This window comes from Actinotalea soli (genome assembly GCF_017565425.1).
GTDB lineage: Bacteria > Actinomycetota > Actinomycetes > Actinomycetales > Cellulomonadaceae > Actinotalea > Actinotalea soli.
In genome coordinates, this window is sequence record NZ_JAGEMK010000002.1 from 16,303 (window position 1) to 26,263 (window position 9,961).

Annotated in this window: 14 protein-coding genes; 8 read left to right on the plus strand and 6 right to left on the minus strand. The window is 73.8% G+C overall.

Translation table 11 applies throughout. The features are described 5' to 3' along the window. The first annotated feature begins 109 nt into the window (after window positions 1-109). From J4G33_RS04325 to J4G33_RS04340, 4 genes are read left to right on the plus strand one after another with little or no spacing between them, the layout of a single operon-like run. Complete coding sequence (locus J4G33_RS04325; RefSeq protein ID WP_208054720.1) at window positions 110-784, plus strand: class F sortase; 675 nt, start codon at window positions 110-112, stop codon at window positions 782-784. Further along, window positions 784-1,458 carry an RNA polymerase sigma factor gene (locus J4G33_RS04330; RefSeq protein WP_208054721.1) on the plus strand — a complete coding sequence of 225 codons (675 nt, stop codon included), beginning with the start codon at window positions 784-786 and terminating at the stop codon, window positions 1,456-1,458. The genes J4G33_RS04325 and J4G33_RS04330 overlap by 1 nt, the downstream gene beginning before the upstream one ends. Next, a complete protein-coding gene (locus J4G33_RS04335; protein ID WP_208054722.1) occupies window positions 1,439-2,257 on the plus strand; it encodes an anti-sigma factor in 819 nt (272 codons plus the stop codon). The genes J4G33_RS04330 and J4G33_RS04335 overlap by 20 nt, the downstream gene beginning before the upstream one ends. After that, window positions 2,254-2,769 carry a DUF1990 domain-containing protein gene (locus J4G33_RS04340; protein ID WP_208054723.1) on the plus strand — a complete coding sequence of 172 codons (516 nt, stop codon included), beginning with the start codon at window positions 2,254-2,256 and terminating at the stop codon, window positions 2,767-2,769. Before J4G33_RS04335 ends, J4G33_RS04340 begins: the two co-directional genes overlap by 4 nt. A 7-nt stretch (window positions 2,770-2,776) precedes the next feature. On the opposite strand, the gene J4G33_RS04345 is transcribed toward J4G33_RS04340, so the two are convergent. After that, complete coding sequence (locus tag J4G33_RS04345) at window positions 2,777-3,313, minus strand: TetR/AcrR family transcriptional regulator (RefSeq protein WP_208054724.1); 537 nt, start codon at window positions 3,311-3,313, stop codon at window positions 2,777-2,779. 57 nt (window positions 3,314-3,370) lie between these two features. On the opposite strand from J4G33_RS04345, the gene J4G33_RS04350 reads away from it, so the two are divergent. The 3 genes from J4G33_RS04350 to J4G33_RS04360 are packed head-to-tail and all read left to right on the plus strand — an operon-like array spanning window position 3,371 to window position 5,488. Next, window positions 3,371-3,850, plus strand: coding sequence for a DoxX family protein (locus J4G33_RS04350; RefSeq protein ID WP_208054725.1), 480 nt, complete (start codon window positions 3,371-3,373; stop codon window positions 3,848-3,850). A 31-nt stretch (window positions 3,851-3,881) separates the two neighbouring features. Next, window positions 3,882-4,391, plus strand: coding sequence for an RNA polymerase sigma factor (locus J4G33_RS04355; RefSeq protein WP_208054726.1), 510 nt, complete (start codon window positions 3,882-3,884; stop codon window positions 4,389-4,391). Then, window positions 4,388-5,488, plus strand: a complete 1,101-nt coding sequence (locus J4G33_RS04360) for a hypothetical protein (RefSeq protein ID WP_208054727.1) — start codon at window positions 4,388-4,390, stop codon at window positions 5,486-5,488. The genes J4G33_RS04355 and J4G33_RS04360 overlap by 4 nt, the downstream gene beginning before the upstream one ends. On the opposite strand, the gene J4G33_RS04365 is transcribed toward J4G33_RS04360, so the two are convergent. Beyond that, a complete protein-coding gene (locus J4G33_RS04365) occupies window positions 5,463-5,864 on the minus strand; it encodes a DUF4406 domain-containing protein (RefSeq protein WP_243758620.1) in 402 nt (133 codons plus the stop codon). The two genes, J4G33_RS04360 and J4G33_RS04365, sit on opposite strands and share 26 nt — an antisense overlap. A 57-nt stretch (window positions 5,865-5,921) precedes the next feature. Here J4G33_RS04365 and J4G33_RS04370 point away from each other — a divergent pair, with 57 nt between their 5' ends. Beyond that, window positions 5,922-6,683, plus strand: coding sequence for a DeoR/GlpR family DNA-binding transcription regulator (locus J4G33_RS04370; RefSeq protein ID WP_208054728.1), 762 nt, complete (start codon window positions 5,922-5,924; stop codon window positions 6,681-6,683). Between the two features lie 9 nt (window positions 6,684-6,692). Here J4G33_RS04370 and J4G33_RS04375 read toward each other — a convergent pair whose 3' ends face one another. From J4G33_RS04375 to J4G33_RS04390, 4 genes are all read right to left on the minus strand, one after another. Continuing rightward, window positions 6,693-7,133, minus strand: coding sequence for a hypothetical protein (locus tag J4G33_RS04375; RefSeq protein WP_208054729.1), 441 nt, complete (start codon window positions 7,131-7,133; stop codon window positions 6,693-6,695). A 61-nt stretch (window positions 7,134-7,194) separates the two neighbouring features. Beyond that, window positions 7,195-8,106: an anchored repeat-type ABC transporter permease subunit gene (locus J4G33_RS04380; RefSeq protein ID WP_208054730.1), complete on the minus strand. Its 912-nt coding sequence runs from the start codon at window positions 8,104-8,106 to the stop codon at window positions 7,195-7,197. Further along, window positions 8,103-8,939 (minus strand): anchored repeat-type ABC transporter ATP-binding subunit, encoded by an 837-nt coding sequence (locus J4G33_RS04385; RefSeq protein ID WP_307793744.1) that lies wholly within the window; start codon window positions 8,937-8,939, stop codon window positions 8,103-8,105. The genes J4G33_RS04380 and J4G33_RS04385 overlap by 4 nt, the downstream gene beginning before the upstream one ends. Then, window positions 8,936-9,955 (minus strand): choice-of-anchor M domain-containing protein, encoded by a 1,020-nt coding sequence (locus J4G33_RS04390; RefSeq protein WP_208054731.1) that lies wholly within the window; start codon window positions 9,953-9,955, stop codon window positions 8,936-8,938. The genes J4G33_RS04385 and J4G33_RS04390 overlap by 4 nt, the downstream gene beginning before the upstream one ends. Window positions 9,956-9,961 lie beyond the last annotated feature (6 nt).

Consider the following 9,961-nt stretch of genomic DNA (forward strand, 5'->3'; position numbering starts at 1 on the left):
GTCGGCCGGCATCCGACACGACGAGCCATGGATGCCGGCCGACCCGGCCGCACGCCCCGAGAGCATCACCCAGCAGCACCCATCCCCCACCACAGCCTTGGAGTCGACCATGTCGAGGAGCACCACCCGCCGCGGACGAGCGGCAGCTGCCGTCATCTCCGCGACGGTGCTGGTCCTCGCAGGATGCAGCTCCACGCAGGACGACACCGCCGACGCCCCGGCTCCCGTGACCTCCCCGACCGCGGAGCCCGAGCCCGAGGAGACGCGCCCCCCGCTCCCCGACGTCCCCGTGCAGTCGACCGACCTCGAAGCCCTGGCCGCCTCGGCCGCCGTCGAACCGACGAGCCTGACCATCCCGGCCCTGGACATCTCCCTGCCGATCGACCCGGTGGGGGTCGAGGAGGACGGACAGATGGAGATCCCCCCGCTGGCCGAGCGGGCCGGGTGGTACCGCTACGGCGCCTCCCCCGGGGAGGAGGACGGCACCGCGGTGGTCGCCGCCCACGTCGACTCGGTCGCCTCGGCGGGCATGGGCCCCTTCGCCAAGCTGATGGACGTCGAGGAGGGCGACACGGTCGAGGTGACCCTGGCGGACGGCGCCACGGTCGAGTACTCGGTCACCGACGTGACGGTGCTCGCCAAGCCCCAGGTCACCTGGCCCGAGGTCTTCGTCCGGGACGGCGAGCACCGACTCGTGCTGGTCACCTGTGGCGGTACGTTTGAGCGCGAGGCCCGCAGCTACACCGACAACGTGATCGTCACCGCGGTGCCTGTCGGTGCATGATGAGCGTGCTCACCGTGGCCCCGGCCGCGGAGCCCCGAGCCAGACCACGACCGTCGACGACGACCGAGCCGAGGAGGAACGTCCTGAGCGCCTCTCCCCCGACCGTGCCGCTCGACGTCCGTGAGGCCTGGAGCGACGCGGACCTCGGCACGGCCTTCGCGCAGGGCGAGGAGTCGGCGCTCGCCGAGGCGTTCCGCCGCTGGTCGGCCTTCGTGCACACGTTGGCCTTCCGGGCGCTGCGGGACTCCACCGATGCCGAGGACGTGACCCAGCAGGTCTTCGTCGCCGCGTGGCGCGGGCGTACCGGGTTCGACCCCGAGCGCTCTCCCCTCCCGGCGTGGCTCACCGGGATCACCCGCAACGCGATCGCCGACGTGCACCAGCGCAGGGCCCGGGACCGGCGCAACGAGCTCGCGGTCGCGACGACCGCGGGGCCCGAGCCCGAGTCGGAGATGGCCTCGGTCGCCGACCGCGTGACGGTCGCGGACGAGCTGGCTCGCCTGGGTGAGCCGCAACGGACCATCCTGTCCCTGGCCTTCTACGACGACCTGACGCACGACCAGATCTCATCCCGGCTCGACCTGCCCCTGGGCACCGTGAAGAGCCACATCAGACGTAGTCTCACGCGACTGCGCGACCGATTGGAGGTGGAGCATGGAGCACGTCGACCCTGAGGTCCTGGCACTGGCCGCCCTCGGCGAGCCCGTCGACGACGCGACCCGCGCCCACCTCGAGGCGTGCACCACCTGCGCCGCCGAGGTCGCCGAGCTCGCCTCGGTCGTCGCGACCGCACGCACCGCCACCCCCGAGGACGCGCCCGTCCCGGCCCCCGCCGGGGTGTGGGGCCGCATCCACGCGGAGCTGGACCTGAGCCCGGGGCTCGCCCCCGACGGCGAGACGGCGCCCGTCGCGCCGGTCGCTTCCGTCCCGGTCGCTCCGGACGACCGCACGACGACGGCCTCCGGCTCGGCGCCGGCGTCGCCCTCGGCCACCCCCGAGAGCGGAGCCCCGAGCAACGTCGTGCCCCTGCGACGTCGTCGTGCGCCGTGGGTCATGGCTGCGGCCGCGGCCGGCGTCGTGGTCGGTGGCGTCGGTGGCGCGGTCTGGGGCGGCGGCCTGCTCGACTCGGAGGCCCCGGCCCCCGTGGTCGCCGAGGCCGCCCTCGACCCGCTGCCCGGTTGGGACGCCACCGGCGCGGCCCAGGTCCACGAGGCCGAGGACGGCACCCGCCAGATCGTCGTGACCCTCGACACCGCCGCCGACGACGACGGCTACCGCGAGGTCTGGCTCATCGACCGCGAGGTCACCCGGCTGGTCAGCCTCGGCGTCCTCGAGGGCTCCGAGGGGACGTTCACGGTGCCCTCCGGGCTGGACCTGGACGACTTCGCGGTCGTCGACGTCTCCGCCGAGCCCTACGACGGCGACCCGAACCACTCCGGGGACAGCATCATCCGGGGGATTCTGGACGCGTGACGAGCGCCGGCGGGTCCGCTGCTGGCCTGACCTACCCGGAGGTGGGCGGCTCCTTGAGGGAGCACCTGCCGGGTGGCTACCGGCATTTGAGGTACCGGGTGCGGGTCGGGTCCGGGCACGAGACCTTCGCGCGGTACGCGGAAGCAGTCCTGACCTGGGAGCTGCACCGCCGTGCGGGGCTCACGGTGACGCCCTCCGCACCGACCGCCGTCGCGGGTGCGGACGTCGAGGTCGGCCTGCCTCTCGGCCCGGTGCTGGTCCGGGCGCCGAACCGGGTGGTCGCGGTCGTCGACGAGGACAACCGACAAGGCTTCGCGTACGGCTCGCGCGCCGGTCACCCGGAGTCCGGCGAGGAGGCCTTTGTCGTCCGCCTCGGCCTCGACGGGGGCGTCTGGTTGCACATCGACGGCTTCTCGCGCCCCGCCCGCTGGTACGCGCGCCTGGCCGCGCCGGTGACCAGGGCCGTGCAGGACGTCGTCACCCGGCGCTACCTGGCGGTGCGGCTGGACTGACCCGAGGTCAGCTCACCGGCCTGAGCCTGCGGAGGAGGTCGCGCAAGGACGCCTCGTCGTCCTGGATCCGGGGCTCGGCCCCGACGAGGATCAGCTGGACGACGCCGTGCACGAGGGCGAAGGCGGCCAGCGCGTCGGTCCGCCGCGCCTCGGTGGACGGACCGAGACGACGCTCGAGGTGGTGCCAGGCGTCGCGGCGGGCGCGCTCGAGGGGTTCGTGCGTGCGGTCGAGGAGCTCCGTCTGCCACATGACCCCGTACAGGCCGGGGTGGCCGACGCCCCAGCGCACGTAGGCCACGCCCGCGTCGTCGAGGTCCTCCCCTGCGTCAGACAACGCCGCAGCCAGGCCTTCGAAGCCCTGGCAGGCCAGCTCGGTCAGCAGACCCGTCCGGCTGCCGAAGTGGTGGATCGGGGCTGCGTGGGAGACACCCGCCCTGCGGGCGAGGTCGCGCAGGCTGAGTGCGTGGACGCCTGAGCTCTCGAGGGTCTGCGCTGCCAGTTCGAGGAGCTCGGCGCGCAGCGAGCCGTGGTGGTACGTCTCCATCTTGTCAGTGTAACTTGTCACCGACAAGATATGCCCAGCGTCTCTCACGAGGTCACCGTGACACTCCTCATCCCTCTCGTCATCGCCACGCTCGGCACCCGCGCGGGCGCCCACCTGGCGGTGCGGCGCGGTGCCCGGCGCGCCCAGGCGTGGGACTCGTGGCCCGGGGCGTGCGGCGCAGGTCTTGCCGCGGTGCTGGGCTCTGCCGCCGTCACCCACTTCATCGAGCCGCATCGGTCCGGGCTGATCGCGATCGTCCCCGCCTGGGTCCCCCACCCCGGGGACGTCGTCACAGCCACCGGCGTGCTCGAGCTCTGCCTCGCGGTGGGCCTGGTCGTCCCCAGGACGCGCAGGTTCGCGGCCGTCGCCGCCATCCTCCTGCTCGTCGCGTTGTTCCCAGCCAACGTCGTCGCCGCCCAGGGAGTCGACCACCCGGCGGCGCCCGACACCCCCTTGCTCCCGCGCACGCTGCTGCAGGTCCTGCTCGTCGGAGTCGGGGCCGCCGCCGCGTCACGCGCCGACCTGCCACCACGATAAACATGTCGTACCCCCTGCGACTTGGACGGGTATGACGAGAACACGGTCCACGGGACCACCACGGGAGTTCGCGGCCTGGTACGCCACCGAGCTCCCCGGCATCTGCCGCGCGCTGGCGCTGGCGACCGGGGACGTGGGCCTCGGCGAGGAGGCCGCCGCCGAGGCCTTCGCCCGCGCCCTGCTCCACTGGCCGCGGGTCAGCCAGATGGACTCACCGACCGCGTGGGTCTACACCGTCGCCCTCAACGAGGTCCGGAGGTCGTGGCGACGCGGGGTCCTCGAGCGTCGTTACGTCCAACGGCTCCGCGACGAGCACCTGCCCGCCCCCACCGAGCCCGAGGACGAGCTGTGGCGCGCGGTCGCCGCCCTGCCGCCCCGGGCCCGGACCGCCATCGCCCTGCGGTACGTCGCTGACCTGCCTGAGCGCGAGATCGCCGACGTCATGAACATCTCCCGCGGCACCGTCGCCGCGACCCTCTCCACCGCCCGCCGTCGGCTCGCCGCGGCGCTCGGCCCCACTCTCGAGGAGTCCCTGCGATGAACGACGACCAGCTCCACCGCCTCGCCCACGTCCAGACCCCCCGGCCCACGGTCCAGATCGGTCAGGTCGAGCAGCGCGCCAGGGCTCTGCGCCGGCGGCACCGGGCCACGGTCGGGGCCGGGACCGCGGCCCTGGCCACTGCCCTCGTCGTCGGGGGCGTGAGCATCCCGGGCTCGCTGCAGCCTGGCGGCTCGAGCGACGAGCCCGTCGTGGCTCTCGCCCTCGGCGCCGCCCCCGCTCGGGCCGCCGACGCGGGCAAGGACTGCGACACCGGGACGGCCGCCTGGGCTGAACGCTCGACGTGGGCCCAGGACCAGGACGTCCTCGGCGCGGCGAGCCTGGTGGCCGACGCGCCGTGGCCGCTGACGGGCGTCGGGGTGCACGAGGAGACGGGCGCGTGCCTGCCCGCCGCCCCCGTGGCGGTGCTCGTCGACACCGCCCCCGTCCGTGGGATCACCGTGTGGGCCGACGTCGCCGAGCCCTGGACCGAGGACACCGAGGGCGTCGCCCCGTCCGAGGTCCGAGGCGTCGAGGGTCAGCTCCGCACCCTCGACGCGTCCTCGTACGCGACGTGGACCGAGGACGGGGTGCTGTGGATGGCGAGCGGGAGCGGGCTCCCCGCCGGCGAGCTGCTCGAGATCCTCGACGGGCTCGAGCTCGACCAGGGGCAGCTGGCGGAGGGCTCGGTGCCGCCCGGCTTCGACGTCGTGCAGCCCGGGGCCCGCCCGACCGAGCTCACGACCACCACCTGGTGGGTGCGCTACGGCGACACCGAGGCGGTCGAGGGCGAGGACCAGCCCGTCGGCGAGGGCGTCGACCTGGAGGTCACTGCGTCGTACCGGGAGCCCCCCGAGGTGGCCGCCTCCCACTTCGCGGAGGGGGTGCGGTTCGCCGAGGTCGACGGCGCCCGGGCGACCTTCGCTCCCATGGGCGACCCCGCCACCGACGTCGGCGGGTGGTTGCGCTGGCAGCGGGACGGGCTGACCTACACCGTGGTCGGCACCCTGCCGATGGAGGAGCTGCTCGACCTGGCGCGGTCGGTCGAGCCGGTCGACGTGACCGAGCCCGAGGTCATCGAGGCGCCGGACCTCTTCTGACCGGCTCCACCCCGGGCACGTCCTCGAGCCGGTAGTACACCGGCAGCCCCCGCTCGGTGGCGATGGCGACGTCCTGGTCGGCGCCTCGGGACTCCCCGGGCAACCTCAGCACGGCGTCGCAGTGCGCCAGGAGTCGCTCAGCCGTCGGGTACATCACCTGGGAGGCCAACGGGTCCAGCGGGCCGGAGGCCCCGGCGGAGCTCAGCACGGGCAGGGCCACCCACTCCCCGATCATCGGGAGGTGGCCGGCGCTGAACAGGGGCCAGGCGGCCTCCTCCAGGTGTGCGAGGTTGGCCGCCATGCGCTCGGGGTCGTCATCCGTGCCTGAGCGGTAGGGGCCGGCAATGAGGATCATCAGGGACGTGTCAGTCGTCATAGGCGCTACAGTAGCCGCAAACACGCAACACTGGGGAGCATTGTGGATGATCGTGGATTGAGCCTTCCGGCGCACCGACGCGCGCTGCTCCTCGAGCGCCTGCAGACCGAGGGGCGGATCGTCGCCAAGGAGATCGCTGCGGAGCTCGGAGTCACCGAGGACAGCGTGCGCCGGGACCTGCGCGAGCTCGCTGCCGCCGGGCTGTGCCAACGGGTCTACGGCGGGGCCCTGCCCGTCTCGCCCGCGGTCGCCGCCTACGCCGAGCGTCGCGCGGTGGCCACGACCAGCAAGCACCGGGTCGCCGTGACGGCGGCAAGCCTGGTGCAGCCCGGGGCCACGGTCATCATCGACGGCGGCACGACAGCCCTCGAGCTCGCCCGAGCCCTCCCGCCGGGCCTGGACGCCACCGTCGTCACCCACAGCCCCACCGTCGCGGCGGCCCTCGTCGAGCACCCCACGGTCCGGGTCTTCATCCTCGGGGGCCAGCTGTTCAAGCACTCTGCGGTGGCCTGCGGCGCCGTGACCACCGAAGCCGCCGCCCGCATCTCCGCGGACCTGTTCTTCCTCGGCGTCACCGGGGTGCACCCCGAGGAGCAGCTGACCACCGGGGACCCGGAGGAGGCTGCGATGAAACGCGTGCTCGCCTCCCGCGCCGCCGACACCTACGTGCTGGCCAGCGAGGAGAAGATCGGCGCGGCCTCAGCGCACCAGGTGCTGCCCTTCGCGAGCGTCACCGGCCTCATCACCGACGCCCCCGTCTCGACCGAGCTCGCGGCCGCACTCACGCGCGGAGAGGTCGGCGTCGTGGTCGCGGAGTGACCCCGCCCCTCACCCCGCCCGTCGCAGGTCGCGTGCCGGGTCGACGTCGTCCTCGTCCGCGCGACGCCGACGCGCCCTCGACGGGGGGAGGACGTCCCGGTCGGACCGGATCGCCAGCAGCACGCATCCAGCCAGACCCGCCGTCCCCGCGAGGACCAGCAGCGCAGCCTCCAGCTCGCTGGTCCCGCGGAACGCGCGCCAGGCGCTCAAGGAGCGGTCGCCGTCGATCGGGTCGTCGGTGGTCACCGGGGCGTCCCAGAACTGGGTCGCCCGTTCGGCCTCGGAGACGGTGGTGACGTCCTCCCACCACCCGCTCAGCCCGGGGGCTCGGTCGTCCCCACCGCCGAACGTCACCCCGGTGACGGTGGTGACCCCGAGGAGGGTGAAGGCTGCCGCTCCGAGCAGGACGAGGGCGATCTCCCACCCCCGGCACCGCAACCACCTGCGCACGGTCGGAACGTAGCTGTCATGACCGTCCCTCGAGCGACGTGTCGGTGAACTCGAGGCGACGTCACGAGCCTGGCACGAGCACCCCCGCCCCCTCGGCCTCCTCCGGCGTCGGTGCCGCCGTGCGCCCCCGTCGTCGGGCGATGAGCCCGTGCCGGGGGGCCAGGAACCACGCCACGAGGAAGACGGCGGTCGCGACGAGGACGATGGTGCCTCCCGCGGGCAGGTCGAGGCTCCAGGACAGGTAGAGACCCACCAGCGCCGAGGACCCGCCGATGACCGGCCCGAGCAGCATCATCACGCCGAGCCGGTCGGTGAGCAGGCGGGCCGCCGCGGCGGGCGTGATGAGCAGGGCCAGCACCAGGATGTTGCCGATGGTCTGCACCGAGATGACGATCGCGATGGTCACCAGGACGTAGAGCACCAGGTCGAGCCAGAAGACCGGCAGCCCGGCCGCGCGGGCCATCTCCCGGTCGAGGCTGACTGCGACGAGCTCCTTGTGCAGCACCAGCGCGACCAGGAGCAGGAGCGTCCCGGCGACCGCGACGACGAGGACGTCCTCGTCGGGGATGCCCGTGATCGAGCCGAAGAGGAACTGCTGCAGCGAGCCCGCGTACCCAGGGGCCGTGGAGATCACCACGATGCCGAGGGCGAAGGCCGCCACGAAGAAGACCCCGATGATCGAGTCCTCCTTGAGGCGCCGGTTCTGGGAGAACACCGCCACCAGCACGGCCGTGATCACCCCGGCGACCGCCCCGCCGATCACCAGGGAGCCCTGCAGGACGAAGGCCACCGCGAGACCGGGGAAGACGGCGTGGGCCACCGCGTCACCGATGAAGGCCATGCCGCGCAGCACCACGTGGCACCCGATCACCCCGCACACCACGCTCGACATGACGGCGACGAGCAGCGCCTTGGGCAGGAAGCCCAGGTCGGGGTTGAGCAGGTCCTGGACGAACTCGCCGATCGAGATCATGACCGTTCCCCCGCCCGGGCCGCTCGGGGGGACGACGAGATGCCGAGGGCCGTGAGCAGGGGCGAGTGCTCCGCGATGCCGAAGGCCCGCATCCACAGCGCCGGGTCGTCGAGCTCGGCCGGGGTGCCGGTGGCGATGACGGTGCGGTTCAGCAGGCACAGCCGCGTGCAGCCGTGCACGGCGCCGACGAGGTCGTGGGTCGTCATGAGCACCGCGGTGCCGTCCTGCTGGGCGAGCTCGGCGAACAGGGCGGTGAGCAGCTCCTGGGTGGGGACGTCGAGCCCGGTGAAGGGCTCGTCGAGGAGCAGCACCCGCGGGTCGAGGGCCAGGGCGCGGGCCACGAGCACACGCTGCCGCTGGCCGCCCGAGAGCTCCCCGACGGGTCGCTTGCGCAGGTGGGACATGCGGACCCGGTCCAGGGCCGCGCGGGCGGCCCGGTAGTCGACCACCCCGGGTCGGCGCAGCCAGCCGATCGACCGGACCCGACCGGAGAGCACCGCGTCCTCGACCGAGATCGGGAACTCCCAGGCGAACTCGTGCCGCTGGGGCACGTAGCCGATCGCCCGGGCCGCGGCCCGCCCCCGCGCGCCGTCGACCGTCACCTCACCGCTGCGCAGCCGCACGAGCCCGAGGATCGAGCGCAGCAGGGTCGTCTTGCCCGCACCGTTCGGACCGATCAGGCCCACCAGCTCCCCGGCCCCGACGTCGAGGTCCGCCCCGTGCAGGACCAGCCGCCCGCCCAGCTCGACCGCGACGTCCCGCACCGCGAGCGCGGGCCGCGGGGGTTCGACGACGTCGCCCGCCCCGACCCGGGCCCGGGTCGCGAGCGTCACCGGTCTGCCCGCGGTTCGTCCGGACCGCCGGCACCGCCGGACCGCGCGTCGGCCTCGGCGTCGGCGACCGCCCGTGCGCGCCGCCCCTGGAGCACGACGAACGTCACGACGCCCGCGAGGACGAGGACGGCGAGCCCCACCCAGAGCCCGACGGCGCCGACCGCGGACTCCGTCTCGGGCTGCGCCTGGGGCTCGGCGGGCTCGTCGGTGGGCTCCTCCTCGCCGGCGCCGTCGTCCTGCTCGGCCTCTGCGGCCTCGGTCTCCGTGGGGCTCGGCGACTCCTGGGGATCGTCCGCCACCGCGAACGCGTCCTGCGGGTCGGTCGCCGTCCCGATCGCGAAGCGCAGCACCCCGGCGTCCTCGACCGAGGTCCCGTCGGTGAGGTCGGCCAGGACGCTCACGTCGAGGGTGTAGACCCCGGGCTCGGTGAACACCCAGTTCGCGTGGACGTGGGTGTTGACCTCCATCCACAGGTCCTGGGGCCCGTCGACCCCCGAGTCCCACAGCAGGTTGGGCGGACCGGTGACCCCCTCCTGGAGGAAGAGGAAGACCTCCCCGGGGCCCTCCATCCCGTTCAGCCGCAGGGTCGCGCCGCGGTCGATGCGCTGGGTGACCTCCGGGTCCTGGGTGTTCCAGCCGATCCAGACGACGTCCTGGTTCTGGACCTGCGGCACCACGTAGAGGGGCTGCCCGGGCTCGACGTCGAGGAAGGCGAAGTCGGGTCCGTCGGGGGCGGGCAGGACGGACTCGTCCAGCACGTGCAGCACGGTCTCCTCGGGCGCACGCCACACCGGCGGCACCGAGCGGTCGTCGCGCGCCTGGAAGGTCCACTCCCCGTCGAGGAAGCGCGGCCCGACGTCGAGGTGGCCCTGGCTGATCACCTCGCGGCCCTCGACGGTCTCCTCGCCCGCTCCGACACGCTGGTCGAGCCCGGGGTCGACCTCCGTGCCGAGGGCGACCGCTGGGGTTCCTCCCGCGAACCCGAGGGCTGCGGTGAGCAGGACGGCGACCGCCACGGTCGG

What these genes read in the sequence shown, in the direction of transcription:
- J4G33_RS04325 (WP_208054720.1), top strand. Translation starts at nt 110, where the DNA reads ATGTCGAGGAGCACCACCCGCCGCGGACGAGCGGCAGCTGCCGTCATC.
- J4G33_RS04330 (WP_208054721.1), top strand. Translation starts at nt 784, where the DNA reads ATGAGCGTGCTCACCGTGGCCCCGGCCGCGGAGCCCCGAGCCAGACCA.
- J4G33_RS04335 (WP_208054722.1), top strand. Translation starts at nt 1,439, where the DNA reads ATGGAGCACGTCGACCCTGAGGTCCTGGCACTGGCCGCCCTCGGCGAG.
- J4G33_RS04345 (WP_208054724.1), bottom strand. Translation starts at nt 3,313, where the DNA reads ATGGAGACGTACCACCACGGCTCGCTGCGCGCCGAGCTCCTCGAACTG.
- J4G33_RS04355 (WP_208054726.1), top strand. Translation starts at nt 3,882, where the DNA reads ATGACGAGAACACGGTCCACGGGACCACCACGGGAGTTCGCGGCCTGG.
- J4G33_RS04360 (WP_208054727.1), top strand. Translation starts at nt 4,388, where the DNA reads ATGAACGACGACCAGCTCCACCGCCTCGCCCACGTCCAGACCCCCCGG.
- J4G33_RS04365 (WP_243758620.1), bottom strand. Translation starts at nt 5,864, where the DNA reads ATGACGACTGACACGTCCCTGATGATCCTCATTGCCGGCCCCTACCGC.
- J4G33_RS04380 (WP_208054730.1), bottom strand. Translation starts at nt 8,106, where the DNA reads ATGATCTCGATCGGCGAGTTCGTCCAGGACCTGCTCAACCCCGACCTG.